Genomic DNA, 15343 nt, shown 5'->3' with positions numbered 1-15343 from the left:
GCCGAGTGCCGGGCTTGGTGAAAGGGCGCGAACTGTGAAGGGCTGGAGAGGACTCGCTGTCGGTGCCGCCGCACTGGCAGTGGCCGTGTCAGGCTGTGGCACGAGCACGAACAGCGGTAGCACCACGGAGACCAAAGAGATCACCGTGTGGCTCATGGACGGCTCCGCGCCGACGACCCTGACCGACGCCTTGAACAAGGAGTTCGAGTCGGCGAACGGGATCAAGGTCAAGTACGAGGTCCAGAAGTGGACCGGCATTCAGGAGAAGCTGACCACGGCGCTGGCCAGCAGCACGCCGCCGGACGTCATCGAGCTCGGCAACACCCAGACGGCGAGCTTCGCCGACCAGGGCACGCTGGCCGACGTGACCGCGGACGCCGGTCAGTTCAACGGCGGTGAGTGGCTGGGCGGTCTGAAGGACTCCCTGACGCTCAACGGCAAGCAGTACGGCGTTCCGTTCTACGCCGCGAACCGCACCGTGATCTACCGCACCGACCTGCTGCAGGCCGCGGGCGTCGCGAAGCCGCCGACCTCGCGTGCCGAGTGGATCGACGCGATCAACAAGCTCAAGGCCGCCAACGCGTCCAACCCGGACTTCCAGGCGCTGTACCTGCCGGGTCAGTCCTGGTACTTCCTCCTGTCGCTGATCTGGGACGAGGGCGGCGACATCGCCAAGCTCGACAACGGCAAGTGGACGGGCACGCTGGACACGCCGCAGGCCAAGGCCGGTTTCGAGGCGTACAAGGCCCTCTACGACGCGTCGGCCACCAAGAAGGTCCCGGCTGACATCGACGAGGCGAAGCCCCAGCAGATGGAGGTCTTCGGCACGGGCAACGTGGGCATGATGGTCGGCCTCCCGTGGGAGCTCGGCGGCGCCGTGAAGGCGAAGCCGGACCTGGCGGACAAGACCTCGGCGTTCCCGATCCCGTCCAAGAAGGCCGGTGCGGCTGCCCCGGTGTTCCTCGGCGGCTCGAACCTCGCGATCCCGGCGTCCAGCAAGAACGCCGCGGCCGCGAAGAAGTACCTGGCTCTGCTGTCCTCCAAGAACTACCAGGACCAGCTCGCCGCGGGCGGCGCTGTCCCCGGTACCTCGAAGGACACCTCGAAGCTCGCCAGCAACGCGATCGGCAAGGCCATGGCGGACTCGTCCCCCAACGGCAAGGTCACCCCGGTGACGCCGAAGTGGGCGGCCGTCGAGGCGGGCCAGAACCCGCTCAAGGACGCGCTCACCGCGTACCTGACCGGCGCGAAGACGCTGGACCAGGCGACGAAGGACGCGAGCGACGCCATCACCAAGGCCATGGCCTAGCCAAGCTGAGATGACGGCCGTCAAAACGACCGAAACGGCAGCGCCGGCAGGGGACATCCCTCCGGCGCTGCCGCCTGCCGCGACGGGTGGGGCGCCCAGGCGCCGCCGCCGGGGCAGTGCCTTCGACCGGGCGCTGCCCTACCTGCTGCTCGCTCCCGCTCTCATCGCGATCCTCTGGCTGATCGGCTGGCCGGTCGTCTCCGTCTTCGTGACGAGCTTCCGCCAGCTGAACCTCGGCGAGCTGGTCCGCGGCGAGATCGTGTGGACGGGCATCGACAACTACGTGACGGTCCTCCAGGACGAACGGTTCTGGGACGTCTCGCTGCGGACCGTCGTGTTCACCATCGCCGTCGTCGGCGCCTCGGTGGGCATGGGCCTCGGGATCGCGCTGCTGATGCGCGTGCTGACGCCGTGGGTGCGGATCGCCCTGCAGATCGCGATGCTCTGCGCCTGGGCCATGCCGATCCTCGCGTCCACCACGGTGTACCAGTGGATGTTCGACCAGAACTACGGCATCTTGAACAAAACGCTGGTGCAGCTGGGTTTCGACTCGTTCACCGGCTACTCCTGGTTCTCCTCCGGCACGTCGACGCTGTCCGTCGTCGGCCTGCTGATCATCTGGCAGGCGATCCCCTTCCTCGCCTTCTCGCTCTACGCGGGGCTCGTCGGCATTCCCCGTGACCTCTACGAGGCCGCGGGCATCGACGGCGCCACGGGCTGGCAGACGTTCCGCGCGGTGACGTGGCCGGAGATCAAGTCGCTGCTGATGATGGTGACGTTCCTGTCGACGTTGTGGGACTTCAAGGTCTTCGCCCAGATCTGGGTGTTCCGCGAGGGCGGTCCCAGCGGTGAGAGCACGACGCTGCCCGTCCTGCAGTACCTGGAGGGCATCGCGAAGAGCCACTTCGGCGTCGCGGCCGCGATCTCCGTGCTGATGATGGTCATCCTCGGCCTGATCACGTTCCAGTACCTGCGCAAGCTGCTGCAGACGGAGGAGGGCAAGATCTGATGCTCAAGAAGTCCGCTGCCAACCTCACCGGTCTGGCGCTCGCGCTGTTCTTCATCTTCCCGACGTACTGGATGGTCACGTCGGCGATGAAGCCGAAGGGCACGACGATCACGTCGGACTACGACCTGATCCCGTTCTCGGTGACGTTCTCGAACTTCATCACGGCGTGGACCAAGCCCGGCTTCCTGTCCTCGCTCGGCAACAGCCTCCTGGTGACGCTGACGGCGGTCGTCGCCGCGATCGTCATCGGCATCACCGCCGCGGTCGCCATGTCGCGCTTCGCCTTCCGCGGCCGCAAGAGCTTCGTGCTGCTGATGCTGGTCGCGCAGATGGCGCCGTTCGAGGCGTTGCTGATCCCGATGTTCCTGATGATGCGGGACCTCGGGCTCTACGAGCACCTCTCGTCGCTGATCCTCGTGTACTTCGCGGTGACGCTGCCGTTCTGCGCGTGGACGTTGCGCGGGTTCGTCAACGGCATCCCCGCGGAGCTCGAAGAGGCCGCGATGGTCGACGGCTGCGGCCGCTGGGGTGCGTTCCAGAAGGTGACTTTGCCCTTGCTGGGGCCGGGTCTGGTGGCCACGTCGGTGTTCGCGTTCATCACCGCGTGGAACGAGTTCCTGTTCGCCAAGGTGCTGATCCGCAGCCAGGACAGCGAGACGCTGCCCGTGTGGCTGTCCGGTTTCCAGACCGCGTTCGGCACCGACTGGGGTGGCGCGATGGCCGCGTCCGTCCTGTTCACCGTGCCGGCGCTGGTGTTCTTCCTGATCGTGCAACGCAAGATGGTCGCCGGCGTCACCGCCGGTGCTGTGAAGGGATGACGCGTGGATCAGTTGGCCGCTGCCGTTCTGCTTCCCGGTTTCCACGGAACGACCGCCCCCGACTGGTTGCTGCGGCGGGTCGCTGACGGCCTCGGCGGCGTTGTGCTCTTCGGGCGCAACGTCGTCGACGACGCCCAGGTGACCGAGCTCTGCGGCGAACTGCGTTCGGTGCGCCCGGACGTGGTGATCGGCATCGACGAGGAGGGCGGCGACGTCACGCGTCTCGACGCGGGTCGCGGCTCCGAGGTGCCGGGCAACCACGCACTCGGTGCGGTGGACGACGTCGACCTCACGCGCTCGGTGGCCGCGTCCATCGGCGCGCGGCTGGCGAAGTGCGGGATCTCGCTGAACCTCGCGCCGTCCGCGGACCTGGTGCTGACGCTGGACGACCCGATCATCGGCGTCCGCGCGTTCGGTTCGGACCCTGTGCTCGCCGCGCGGCACGTCGCCGCGTGGGTCGAGGGTCTGCAGACCGTGGGCGTCGCCGCCTGCGCCAAGCACTTCCCCGGCCACGGAGCGTCCACTGAGGACTCCCACGAGCAGCTCCCGGTGCTTCCGCGCACCGAGGAGCAGCTGCGCGCCGTCGAGCTGGTCCCGTTCCAGGCGGCCGTCAACGCGGGCGTCCGCTCGATCATGACCGGCCACCTCGTGATCCCCGAGTGGGGTCCGGCGCCGGTGACGCTGAACAAGCACGCCATCGACCTGCTGCGCACCGAGCTCGGATTCACCGGCGCGGTGATCACCGACGGCCTGGACATGAAGGCCGTCGGCGGCGACCTCGCCGTGGGTGCCGTCCGTGCCCTCGCGGCCGGCGTGGACTCGTTGTGCCTGGGTGGCATGGCCCTGGACGACGACGACCTGCAGTGGCTGATCGACTCGATCGTCGCTGCGGTCAAGAACGGCGACCTGGCGGAGGAACGCCTGGCCCAGGCCGCCGCCCGCTCGCTGGCACTCGGCCTGCCGCCGTCGACCATCGACGCCCACGACGCCGAGATCGGTCTCACAGCCGCTCGACGCGCTGTTTCGGCGCGGGGCCGGGTTAGTGTCGGATCCGACCCGGTGGTCGTGGACCTGGTGGTCGACCCGTCCATCGCGGTGGGCGACGTGCCGTGGGGCCTCGGCCCCTACCTCCGCGAGGTCCTCCCGGGCACGGAAGTGATCGCCGCGCGGGACATCTCGGCGGACGAAGTTGCGAAAGCCGCAGGTGACCGGACGATTGTCGTCGTGACCCGAGACGCCCACCGGCACACGAGCGCTCGACAACTGGTAACAAACTTAACTAATCTGGGCAGGGACGTCGTGCACGTCGAAACCGGCGTGCCTGGTCCAGACCTGGGCAGCGTCGCCCGCATCGACACCCACGGCGGTTCTCGGGTGAGCCTCCGAGCCGCGGCCGAGCTGATCCTGAAAGGCACGACATGACCACGCCCCAGCCAGGCCAGCACATGGCAGCGGAGATCGCCGAGCAACCGTCGATCTTCTCGTCCCTCTACGCGTCGCGTTCGACGATCGCCGAGGTGGCGGCCGTGATCCGCGAGCGCGCCCCGCGGTTCGTGCTGTTCGCCGCGCGCGGTTCCAGCGACCACGCCGCGATCTACGCGAAGTACCTGACCGAGATCCTGCTCGAGCTCCCCGCGGGCCTGGTCTCCGCCTCGACCACGACGCTGTACGGCGCCGAGCCGGACCTGCGCGACGTCCTGCTGGTCACGGTCTCGCAGTCCGGCGGCTCGCCCGACCTGCTGGAGGTCACCGCCTCCTACCGCAGGCGCGGCGCGCTGACCGTGGCCGTGACCAACACCGCCTCCTCGCCCCTGAACGCGGCCGCCGAACTCTCGGTGGACGTGTCCGCGGGCGTGGAGCACGCGGTGGCGGCCACCAAGACCTACTCGGCCACACTGCTGGCGCTGTACCTGCTGATCGACGCGATCCGCGGCGGCAACGGCGAGGCCGCGGCGTCGCTGGGCGAACTCGCCCAGGTGACGCTGGACCAGTCGACCCCGACGGTCGACGAGGCCGTGCGCCGCTACCGGTTCGTGGACCGGGTCCTCACCACGGGCCGCGGCTACTCCTACGCGACGGCGCTGGAGGCCTCGCTGAAGCTTGCGGAGACGTCGTACCTGGCGGCCCGCGCGTACAGCGGCGCCGACCTGCTGCACGGCCCTGTCGCGGCCGTCGACGGCGAAACCGCGGTGCTGGCCATCACCTCGCTGGGCAAGGGCGGTGACTCGCTGCGCGACGCACTCGACGTGGTGCACCAGCGCGGCGCGGACGTCGTGGCCGTCGGCTCCGCCTCGGAGAAGGTCGGGGCGACGCTGTCGATCGCGATCCCCGAGACGGCCGAGGAAGTGGCCCCCGTCCTGGAGATCCTCCCCGTGCAGCGCCTGGCCCACGGCCTCGCGCTCGCCCGCGGCGGCGACCCGGACAGCCCGCGCGGCCTGAACAAGGTCACGCGCACCCTCTAGCCGAACGCACGCGGGGCCCTTTCGTACTGCATGTCAGTACGAAAGGGCCCCGCGTGCTTTTGATGCGTGACTACTGGCCCGCGGTGGCGTACCCGGCCACGACCGGCGCCACGGGCATCGCGGCGTCGAACACGACCTGGCCGTCGACCCAGACCTTCTTCGGCCTGAGCTCGTCGTCCCACCACACCAGGTCCGCGACGGCACCCGGTGCGAGCCTGCCGAGACCGGACTCGCCGATCACCTCGGCCGGCACGATCGTCGCCGAGGCGAGAGCGTCGGCGACCGGCACTCCCACGGAGACGATGTTGCGGACGGCGCGGTCCAGCGTGAGCGCCGAGCCCGCGATCGTGCCCTCCGGCGAACGCGGCACGCCGTCCTCGGTGAGCAGCACGTCCGCACCACCGAGGTGGTAGCGGCCGGGCGGCATCCCCGCGGCGGCCACGGCGTCCGTGACCAGCGCGACTCGTGCCCCGGCGGCGTTGAACACGAGCCGGCACACGTCGGGACCCACGTGGGCGAGGTCCGCGATGAGCCCGAGGGTGAAGCGTTCGTCGACCAGGGCGACACCGGGCACACCGGGTTCGCGGTGGCCGAGCGGACGCTGGGCGTTGAACAGGTGCGTCACCATGCGGGCACCCGCGTCGGCGGCGGCCCTGGTCTGCTCACCGGTGGCGTCGGAGTGCCCGACGGCGACGAGCACTCCTGCCTCGACGAGCCGGCGGACAGCCTCGAGACCGCCGGGCTGCTCCGGTGCCATGGTCACCATCCGCAACGCGCGGCGGATCAGTTCGTCGTCCAGCAGCGCCGAGATCTGGGCGGGCCCAGGCTCGACCATGAACGACGGGTCGTGCACCCCTGCCCGTTTGGGCGACAGGAAGGGGCCTTCGAGGTGCACGCCGAGGGGGCGGGCACCAACTCCGTCCGGCAAGGCCGCCGAAGCGGCGAGCACGGCCCGGGCCTGCCTCAACACCACGTCGACCGGTGCGGTGATCAACGTGGGCAGGAACCGGGTCACACCGGTGGACGGCAGTGCTTCGGCCACGGAACGCATTCCGGCGGCGTCCACCTCGGCGAAGTCGACGCCGACGGCGCCGTTCACCTGCACGTCGACCAGGCCCGGTGTCAGCAGGCCGTCGGACAGGACCTCCGCGCCGGGTGGTGCTTCACCGGTGGTCACCTCGACGATGCGGCCGTCCCTGATCCGCACCGAGGCAGGACCGACGATCGTGCGACCGAGCAATGCGCGCGGTGCTGCGACAACGGCGTCCAAGATCCCTCCTTGAATGGTCCAGACCATTATGGCCACAACTGCGGTCCGCGTCACCCTGTCGTTAAGAGATAACCGTCCCACAAAACAATAGGTGAATCACTGTCGATCTCGCCGGGGTGCCACGAAGATGACCATCCGTGGCGCATACTGGTCCCCAGACATCCGAGGTCTACGACGAGTTGAGGGTGCCGTGGCAGTCACCGACGATGCGATCCTGCGCGTCAAGGAGATGATCGTTTCGGGAGAGCTCAAGCCTGGCGATCGGCTCCCGCGTGAGGCTGACCTGGCAGAACGTCTTGGTCTGTCGCGCAACTCGCTGCGCGAGGCGGTCAAGGCGCTGTCACTCGTCCGGGTGTTGGACGTCCGTCAGGGCGACGGCACGTACGTCTCGTCGCTGCGCGCCGACGACCTCCTCGGGGCGCTCTCCTTCGTCCTCGACCTGCACCGCGGCGAGGACTCGGTCCTGGAAGTCCTCCAGGTCCGGCGCATCCTCGAGCCTGCGGCGGCCGCGATGGCCGCCCAGCGCGTCGACCAGGAGGAGATCGTCAAGCTCCGCGCCCTCTGCGACGCCGCCGAGGGCGCCAAGTCCGTGGAGGAACTGGTCGAGCACGACCTCGACTTCCACCGTGCCATCGCCCAGTGCTCCGGCAACGCCTACCTGGCCCAGCTCCTCGACACACTGGCCGGTCCGACGGTCCGCGTCCGCATCTGGCGCGGCATCACCCAGTCGAACGCCGTCGACCGCACGGTCGCCGAGCACCGCGCCATCGTCGACGCGCTGGCGGCACATCAGCCCGAGCTTGCGCGCAGCTGGTCCACGGTGCACGTGGCCGGCGTCGAGCAGTGGCTGTCAGACCTGGCGTAGCTGCTCCAGCACCGCACGCACTGCGGGCTGCCCATCGGCGCGGTTGCGCACCACGGCGGACACGGTCCGGAACACCTCCTGCTTCAACGGCCGCAACGCCACCCCGGGCCGCCGGGCGACGGACGGCACGAGCGCCACCCCCAGACCGGCCTCGACCAGCCCGCACATCACCCCGAAGTCGTCGCAGTAGGCCTGCGCCCGCGGCACGAACCCGGCGGCGCCACAGGCGCGCTGGGTCAGCTCGTGGCACGACGCGTCGGTGCGCGGCATGATCCACGGCCGGTCGGCCAGCACGGCGAGGTCCACCGAGTCCTGCTGCACCAACGGGTCGCTCAGCGGCAGCGCGACGTTCACGGGCTCGACGAACAGCTCGAAGGACTCGCACGACTCGGGCAGCGAGCGCGGCATGATGTTGTACGAGTGGATCACCGCGATGTCGATGTCCCCGCGCCGCAACGCGGGCAGCGAGGCCTCGGGTTCCATCTCGTGCACGAAGAGCTCCACGTCGGTCCCGTGCGCCGACCGCAGCACCTGGATGACGCGCGGCAGCAGGGCGGCGACGGACACGAACGCCCCGACGCGCACCAGCCCGGAGACCGACGTCCGCAACGAGGCCAGGTCCGCCTCGGCCGCCGCCAGCTGGTCCAGGACGAGCTGCGTGTGGGCCGCCAGCACGTGCCCGGCGCGGGTCAGCACCAGCCGCCGGCCCTCCCGTTCGACCAGCGCGACACCGGCCTCGCGTTCCAGCGCCGCCAGCTGCTGGGACACGGCAGGAGAGGTCACGTGCAGGGACTCCGCGGCGGCCGTGACGGTGCCGTGGACGGACAGAGCGTGCAGCAGCCGAAGACGGCGAACATCCAACACAAAGCTCAGCTTAACGTTCCGAGCAGAACTTCTAACTGGAACTTTGCGAAGACTAGAGCCACGCTGGAGTCATGTTCGGACGAGTGCTGGTAGCGATGGTCACCCCGTTCACCCCCGACGGTGACCTGGACCTCAAGGGTGCGCAGGAGCTGGCGGCGCACCTCGTCGACAAGGGCGGCGCGGACGGGCTGGTCGTCAACGGCACGACCGGCGAGGCGCCCACGACCACCGACGCCGAGAAGGCGCAGATCATCAGGGCCGTGAAGGAGGCCGTCGGCGACCGGACGCAGATCCTCGCGGGCGTCGGCACCAACTCCACGCGCCACACCATCGAGCTCTCCCGCAGTGCCGAGGAGAACGGCGCGGACGGCCTGCTCGTCGTCACGCCGTACTACAGCAAGCCCACGCAGGAAGGCGTCGAGAACCACTTCCGCGCGGTCGCCGACGCGTCCGGCGTCCCGGCGCTGCTCTACGACATCCCCGGCCGCACGGGCACCGCGATCGAGACCGAGACGCTGCTGCGGCTCTCCGAGCACCCGCGGATCGTCGGCGTGAAGGACTGCAAGGTCGACCTGCTCGCGACGGCCAGGGTCATCGCCGAGACCGGCCTCGACTTCTACTCCGGCAACGACGAGCTGATCCTGCCGCTGTACTCGATCGGCGGCGTCGGCACGGTCAGCACCGTCGGCCACGTCGTCGGCAACGAGATCAAGGCGATGCTCGACGCCTACGACGAGGGCGACAACAAGGAAGCGCTGCGCCGCCACCAGGCGTTGCTGCCGGTGATCACCGCGATCATGACCCGCGAGCCCGGTGCCGTCGCCGTCAAGGCCGCGCTCACCCTGCTCGGACTCCCGGCGGGCCCGGTCCGCGAACCGCTCGCCGGTGCCACGCCGAAGCTGATCAACGAGCTGAAGGCCCTGTTCGTCTAGTTGCGGCGCCAGTGTCGAAGTAGCACCTTTCACCCACAGGACCCCCACCAGCCCCACTTTCAGGCACGCGGGGCCCTTTCGTACTGACATGCAGTACGAAAGGGCCCCGCGTGCCGACCGGCAGCGAGGAGGGGAGCTATTCGCTTGTGTGCTTCGGCTTCGGGCTCAGAGTGCGTAGACCCGGCGAGCGGTGCCCGAGAAGATCGAGGCCTGCTCGCCGGGCGACAGCTCCGACACCAGTTCCCTGGCCGCGCCGAGCCACTCGTCGTAGGTGGCGGCCAGCAGGCACACGGGCCAGTCCGAGCCGAACATCAGCCGCTCAGGCCCGAACGCGTCCAGCACGACCTCGAAGTACGGCCGCAGGTCGGCGACGCCCCATGACCTCCAGTCGGCCTCGGTGACCAGGCCGGACAGCTTGCACGTCACGTTCTCGTGCGCCGCCAGCGAGCGCACCAGCTCGGCCCACTCCCCCGGATCCGAACCGATCGCAGGCTTGGAGCAGTGGTCCACCACGAACTCGACCTGGGGCAACGCCGCCACGGTCCGGCGGGCGGCCGGCAGCTGGTGCGGCAACGTCAGCAGCTCGTAGACCAGGCCGTGTGCGCCGACCTGAGCCAGTCCGTGCCAGACGTCCTTGCGGCACAACCACTCCGGGTCCGGCTCGCCCTGCACCTGGTGCCGGATCCCGCGCAGCCACGCGCCGTTGGGCCCGTCCGCCAACTCGGCCAGCGCGTCGCCGACACCGGCCGAGGTCAGGTCGGTCCAGCCCACCACCGCGGCCACGACGTCCGAAGACGCCGCCACGGCCAGGAACTCCGGCGTCTCCTCCGGCACGCACACCGTCTGCACCAGCACGGACGCCGACACGTCAGGGGCGGCGGCGACGAAGTCCGGTTCCAGGAACGACCGCCGGATCGCGCCCATCGGCGGATCGGTGATCCAGTCCTGGTCCCGCACCGAGAGGTCCCACAGGTGGTGGTGAGCGTCGACGATCACGGCGTCGGAACCTCCGCGTCCAGCAGTCCCGACGACTTCAGCTCCTCCCACAGCCCGGCGGGGATCGAAGCCGAGAAGTAGGCGGCGTTCGCGGTCATCTGCGCGGCGTTGCGGGAGCCGATCACGACCGACACCACGGCGGGATGCCCGAGGGCGAACTGGATCGCCACCTCCGGCAACGTCACCCCGTGCCGCTCGCAGACGGACGCGATCGCCCGAGCACGCGTGACCAGTTCGGCAGGCGCGTCCTCGTAGTTGTACTTCGCGTCCTCCGCCACCACGGGCTTCGACAGCAGCCCGGAGTTGAACACCCCGCACGCCACCACCGAGACACCGCGCTCGGCGCAGGCCGGCAGGAACGACGGCAGCGCGGGCTGTTCCAGCAGCGAGTACCGCCCGGCCAGCATCACCACGTCGATGTCGGTCTCGCGGACGAACCGCTCCGGCATCTCCCACTGGTTCATGCCGACGCCGATGGCCCCGACGACACCCTGCGACCGCAGCTCTTCCAACGCCGGATAGGCCTCGCCGAAAGCCACATCCCAGTGGTCATCGGGATCGTGGATGTAGACGATCTCCACCCGGTCGGTCCCGAGACGCTCCAAAGAGGACTCCAGAGACCGCTTGACGCCATCAGCCGAGTAGTCCCGCACCCGCCGGAAGTTCCGCGGCACCGCGAAACCCTCGTCGTCGAGCCCGGTCCCGTCGAACGGTTCCAGCACCCGCCCGATCTTCGTGGAGATCACGTACTCGTCGCGCGGGCGCCCCGCGAGCCCCAGGCCGAGCCGCCGTTCCGACAACCCGAGCCCGTAGTGCGGCGCGGTGTCGAAGTACCGGACCCCGGCAGCCCAGGCCGCCTCCACCGCGCCCAGGGCCTCCTCGTCCGGGATCTCCCGGTAGAGGTTGCCGATCGGCGCGCCGCCGAAGCCCAGACGAGAAACAGCAACCTTCACGGCAGCTCCCACACGAGTCGCACATCGGGTTCGGCGCCGGAGTAGTCGTCCTCGACCTCCAGCAGTTCGGCCATCTGAGCCTGCCACGGCACGTTGGCCGGGTGCTCAGCGAGAAACGCCCTCATCGCACGGTAGTCATCGACCTCGACGAGGTGGAAAAGCTCGCGTCCGGAACGCCAGATCCGCCACGAGTGCACCCCGGCCTCGCGCAACGCCCCGTCCAGCTCCAGGGGAATGGACGCGTGGATGCGGTCGTAGTCGGCCTCGCGCCCCTCGCGGAGCCGGGTGTGCAACGCAACGGTCTCCAACGCTCACTCCTGCTTCTGCCCGGTGGCGAACCGCGTCACGATCAGCGCCAGGATGATCACCGCACCGTACGAGGCCTTGATGTAGAAGCCGGAAACCCCCTGCAACCGCAGGATCTGCTCCACGAGCCCCAGCATCAGCACGCCGGACAGCGCACCGAACAGCGTGCCCTTGCCGCCGTTCAACGAGATGCCACCGATCACCGCGGCCGCGAAGACCTGGAAGATCATGCCCTCGCCCTGCGTCGCGGCAACGGACCCCAGCCGCCCGGTCATCAGGATGCCCGCGATCACGGCCAGCACCGAACCGATGATCAGCACGGTCCACACCACGCGGTCGACCCGGATGCCGGCGGCACGAGCAGCCTCCGAGTTGCCTCCGATCGCGTACAGCGAACGGCCTGCCCGCAGGTACTTCAGCACGAAGATGCCCGCCGCGTAACAGACGATGCAGATCCACACCGCCGCCGGCAGCCCGAGCCAGGTCGCGGAACCCAGGTACAGGAACGACTCCGGCACGTCGATCAGCGACTTGCCCTCGGTGATCGCGAGCTGCAGACCGCGCAGCATCGTCAGCATGCCCAGGGTCACCATGAACCCGGACAGGCCGACCTTGAGGATCAGGAACCCGTTCAGGCCACCGATGGCGACACCGATCAGGATGCACAACGGCAACGCCAGCCAGGCCGCGAGCCCGACGTCGAGACCACCGGCCGACGACGGGATGATCAACGCGACCGCCAGCGCGGGCGCGAGACCGACCGTCGACTCGAGCGACAGGTCCATCTTGCCGACGATCAGGATCATCGCCTGGCCCAGCACCAGCAACGACAGCTCGCTCTGCTGGGTCAGCACGGCGATCAGGTTGTTGGGCGTGAGGAAGATCGGCGACAGGATCGCCCCGATGATCAGCAGGAGGATGATCACCGGGACCAGTGCGAGGTCCTGGTACCGCGCCAGCCGGAACCTCTGCTTCTCAGGCGCGGGTGCCGCGACCGGCGGAGTCATGGCCTTGGTCATTCTGAGCTCATTCCTTCAATCGCCGCAATGAGTTCCTGATCGCGCCAGCCACGTGCGAACTCCCGCACGACCTGGCCGTGGAACAGCACCAGAACACGGTCGCAGACCCGCAGGTCGTCGAGCTCGTCGGAGACGACGATCGCGGCCTTGCCCCGGCGCGCCTGCGCGTCGACGACCCCGAGCAGCGACTCCTTGGACTTCACGTCGACGCCCGCGGTCGGGTTGATCAGCACCAGCACGGACGGGTCGCCCGCCAGAGCCCGTGCCATCACGACCTTCTGCTGGTTGCCGCCGGACAGGTCCGAGACCGGCTGGTCCGGGCCAGCGGCCTTGACGTCGTACGACGCGATCGCGGTAGAACCGGCGGCCCGCTGAGCCGACGGCCACACGAACGCACCCGCCGTGCTCATCGTCGCGTTCTCCGCGATCGACAGGTCCAGCACGAGTCCCTGGTGATGCCGATCCCTTGGCACACAGCCGATTCCGGCCTTCAAGGCAGCCGGAACATCGCCGCCGCGCACCTGGGACCCGTCCACCGAGATCGAGCCGGACGACGGCTTGCGCAGCCCGTAGACGGTCTCGGCGAACTCGTGCTTGCCCGACGACGCACTGCCCGCGAGCCCGATGACTTCGCCACGGGTGGCCGCGAGCGAGATGTCCGAGAAGTGGTCCCCGCTCAACGAAGACACGGACAGCACGAGATCGTCAGAAGAAGGCCGGTCGTCGCCGCTGGGCACGTTCAGCCCACCGACCTCCCCGGTCATCGCCTCGATCAGGTCGGGCTTCGACATCTCGGCCACCGGAGCGGTGACGATGTGCCGCGCGTCGCGGTAGACCGTCACCGTCTGGCAGACCTCGTAGACCTCCTGCAGGTGGTGGGAGATGAACAGGAACGTCACCCCCTTGTCCTGCAACGACCTCATCCGGTCGAAAAGCCGCTCGATCGCCGGCCCGTCGAGCTGCGCGGTCGGTTCGTCGAGGATCACGAACCGCGAACCGATCGACAACGCCCGCGCGATCTCGACCAGCTGCCGCTGCTCGACCGTCAGCGTGGACACCAACGCGTCCGGGTGCACCGCGACGTCGTAGGTCTCCAGCAGCGCGGAGGCCTCGGCACGCAGCCTCTTCCACTTGATCAGCCCGCCGCCGAGGTCCTGCCGGTTGATGAACAGGTTCTCGGCGACCGAGAGCTCCGGCACGACCGTCGACTTCTGGTACACGCACGCGACGTGCCGGCGCCACGCGGCGCTGTCCGCGACGGGCGGCGCGGGTTCGCCGAAGAAGGTGACCTCGCCCGCGTCCGGCGTCTGCATGCCGGTGAGGACCGAGACCAGCGTCGACTTGCCCGCGCCGTTGCGACCGACGAGCGCGTGCGACTCACCGGCCCGGATCTCGATGCCCACGTCGTCCAACGCGAGCGTCTGCCCGAACCTCTTCGTCACGCCACGCGCGGCTGCTGCCAAATTGTCGGCACCGCCGACGGAAGCGAACTCAGTCATCAGATCTGATTGCCCCAGAACGCCTTGTCGTCGACGTTCTCCTTGGTGATCAGCGGCGCGGGCAGCTGGTCCTCCAGCCGGCCACCGCCGGTGTCCACGATGGTGGAGTCGTGGTCGGTCTTGCCGGGCTGGAACGTCTTGCCCTCGACGGCGGCCTTGGCGTAGAAGAGCGCCCACTGCGCGTAGAGGTCGGCCGGCTGCGAGACGGTCGCGTCGATCTCGCCCTTGCGGATCGCCTCCAGCTCCTGCGGGATGCCGTCGTTGGAGACGATGAAGATGTGCTTCGGGTCGGTCGGCGGCACGATCAGGTTCTTCTGCCGCAACACCTGCAGCGTCGGCGTGAGGAACGCACCACCGGCCTGCATGTAGATGCCGTTGATGTCCGGGTGCTGGTTGAGCCGGGTCTGCAGGGCCGCGGACGCCTTCGGGCCCTCCCAGTCGGTCGGCTCCTCGAACACCGTGATGCCGGGGTAGTCCTTCTTCATGCAGGCGGCGAACGCCTCGGAGCGGTCGCGGCCGTTGACCGACGCCAGCGCTCCCTGGAACTCGACGACCTTGCCCTTGCCGCCCAGCTTGTCACCGAGGAACTTGCAGGCCTTCTCGCCGTACGCCTTGTTGTCCGCACGGACGACCATGTAGGTCTTGCCCTTGTCGGGACGGGTGTCGACCGTGACGACGGGGATGTTGGCCTTCTCCAGCCGGTCCAGAGTGGACGCGATCGCGCCGGTGTCCTGCGGTGCCATGATGATCGCCTTGGCGCCCTGCGACTGCAGCGACTGGGCGTTGGCGACCAGGTTCTCGACCTTGTTCTGGGAGTTGGTCGGGTTCAGCAGGTTGACGCCGAGGTCCTTGGCCTTCTCCGGGAAGTACTTGATGTAGGAGTTCCAGAAGTCGGTGTCGGCCCGCGGGTGGTCGGCGCCGATCGGGCCGACACCACTGGCACCGGCGCCGGTGGCACCGCCGCCGCACGCGGACAGTGTCAGTGCACCGGCGAGCGCGAGGCACACCGCGGCGGTGAGGTTGCGACGCTTCATCGTTGAA

The 15343-nt window shown here is 69.0% G+C and carries 15 protein-coding genes; 7 read left to right on the top strand and 8 right to left on the bottom strand.

Annotated features, from left to right (window positions below):
- Positions 1–34: 34 nt before the first annotated feature.
- Genes ACSHWB_RS16605 through ACSHWB_RS16585 form a run of 5 tightly spaced genes read left to right on the top strand, consistent with a single transcriptional unit; the run spans position 35 to position 5598 of the window.
- Positions 35–1309: an extracellular solute-binding protein gene (locus ACSHWB_RS16605; RefSeq protein ID WP_439662922.1), complete on the top strand. Its 1275-nt coding sequence runs from the start codon at positions 35–37 to the stop codon at positions 1307–1309.
- Between the two features lie 10 nt (positions 1310–1319).
- Positions 1320–2318, top strand: a complete 999-nt coding sequence (locus tag ACSHWB_RS16600) for a carbohydrate ABC transporter permease (protein ID WP_439662921.1) — start codon at positions 1320–1322, stop codon at positions 2316–2318.
- Entirely contained in the window at positions 2318–3136 is an 819-nt protein-coding gene (locus ACSHWB_RS16595; protein WP_439662920.1) for a carbohydrate ABC transporter permease, read from the top strand. The genes ACSHWB_RS16600 and ACSHWB_RS16595 overlap by 1 nt, the downstream gene beginning before the upstream one ends.
- A gap of 3 nt (positions 3137–3139) precedes the next feature.
- Positions 3140–4558, top strand: coding sequence for a glycoside hydrolase family 3 protein (locus ACSHWB_RS16590; protein WP_439662919.1), 1419 nt, complete (start codon positions 3140–3142; stop codon positions 4556–4558).
- A complete protein-coding gene (locus tag ACSHWB_RS16585) occupies positions 4555–5598 on the top strand; it encodes an SIS domain-containing protein (RefSeq protein ID WP_439662918.1) in 1044 nt (347 codons plus the stop codon). Before ACSHWB_RS16590 ends, ACSHWB_RS16585 begins: the two co-directional genes overlap by 4 nt.
- A 70-nt stretch (positions 5599–5668) precedes the next feature.
- On the opposite strand, the gene nagA is transcribed toward ACSHWB_RS16585, so the two are convergent.
- Entirely contained in the window at positions 5669–6868 is a 1200-nt protein-coding gene (gene nagA, locus ACSHWB_RS16580) for an N-acetylglucosamine-6-phosphate deacetylase (RefSeq protein ID WP_439662917.1), read from the bottom strand.
- Between the two features lie 190 nt (positions 6869–7058).
- On the opposite strand from nagA, the gene ACSHWB_RS16575 reads away from it, so the two are divergent.
- Positions 7059–7733: a FadR/GntR family transcriptional regulator gene (locus ACSHWB_RS16575; protein ID WP_439662916.1), complete on the top strand. Its 675-nt coding sequence runs from the start codon at positions 7059–7061 to the stop codon at positions 7731–7733.
- On the opposite strand, the gene ACSHWB_RS16570 is transcribed toward ACSHWB_RS16575, so the two are convergent.
- Positions 7719–8597, bottom strand: coding sequence for a LysR family transcriptional regulator (locus ACSHWB_RS16570; RefSeq protein WP_439662915.1), 879 nt, complete (start codon positions 8595–8597; stop codon positions 7719–7721). The two genes, ACSHWB_RS16575 and ACSHWB_RS16570, sit on opposite strands and share 15 nt — an antisense overlap.
- Before the next feature lie 71 nt (positions 8598–8668).
- On the opposite strand from ACSHWB_RS16570, the gene dapA reads away from it, so the two are divergent.
- Positions 8669–9529, top strand: coding sequence for a 4-hydroxy-tetrahydrodipicolinate synthase (gene dapA, locus ACSHWB_RS16565; protein ID WP_439662914.1), 861 nt, complete (start codon positions 8669–8671; stop codon positions 9527–9529).
- A gap of 165 nt (positions 9530–9694) precedes the next feature.
- Here the strand turns inward: dapA and ACSHWB_RS16560 are convergent, their stop codons facing one another.
- Genes ACSHWB_RS16560 through ACSHWB_RS16535 form a run of 6 tightly spaced genes read right to left on the bottom strand, consistent with a single transcriptional unit; the run spans position 9695 to position 15336 of the window.
- Positions 9695–10525 carry an amidohydrolase family protein gene (locus tag ACSHWB_RS16560; protein ID WP_439662913.1) on the bottom strand — a complete coding sequence of 277 codons (831 nt, stop codon included), beginning with the start codon at positions 10523–10525 and terminating at the stop codon, positions 9695–9697.
- Positions 10522–11478, bottom strand: coding sequence for an aldo/keto reductase (locus tag ACSHWB_RS16555; protein WP_439662912.1), 957 nt, complete (start codon positions 11476–11478; stop codon positions 10522–10524). The genes ACSHWB_RS16560 and ACSHWB_RS16555 overlap by 4 nt, the downstream gene beginning before the upstream one ends.
- Positions 11475–11786 carry an L-rhamnose mutarotase gene (locus ACSHWB_RS16550; RefSeq protein ID WP_439662911.1) on the bottom strand — a complete coding sequence of 104 codons (312 nt, stop codon included), beginning with the start codon at positions 11784–11786 and terminating at the stop codon, positions 11475–11477. Before ACSHWB_RS16550 ends, ACSHWB_RS16555 begins: the two co-directional genes overlap by 4 nt.
- 3 nt (positions 11787–11789) lie before the next feature.
- A complete protein-coding gene (locus tag ACSHWB_RS16545; protein WP_439662910.1) occupies positions 11790–12803 on the bottom strand; it encodes an ABC transporter permease in 1014 nt (337 codons plus the stop codon).
- The gene (locus tag ACSHWB_RS16540; protein WP_439662909.1) at positions 12800–14302 is read right to left on the bottom strand and encodes a sugar ABC transporter ATP-binding protein; all 1503 of its coding nucleotides are present in this window, start codon (positions 14300–14302) and stop codon (positions 12800–12802) included. The genes ACSHWB_RS16545 and ACSHWB_RS16540 overlap by 4 nt, the downstream gene beginning before the upstream one ends.
- Complete coding sequence (locus ACSHWB_RS16535) at positions 14302–15336, bottom strand: sugar ABC transporter substrate-binding protein (RefSeq protein ID WP_439662908.1); 1035 nt, start codon at positions 15334–15336, stop codon at positions 14302–14304. The genes ACSHWB_RS16540 and ACSHWB_RS16535 overlap by 1 nt, the downstream gene beginning before the upstream one ends.
- Positions 15337–15343: the final 7 nt, after the last annotated feature.

The organism is Lentzea sp. HUAS TT2, assembly GCF_051853195.1.
Classification (GTDB): domain Bacteria; phylum Actinomycetota; class Actinomycetes; order Mycobacteriales; family Pseudonocardiaceae; genus Lentzea.
The sequence above is the reverse complement of the archived record's forward strand: the minus strand, read 5'-3'. Positions and strand labels throughout refer to the sequence as shown.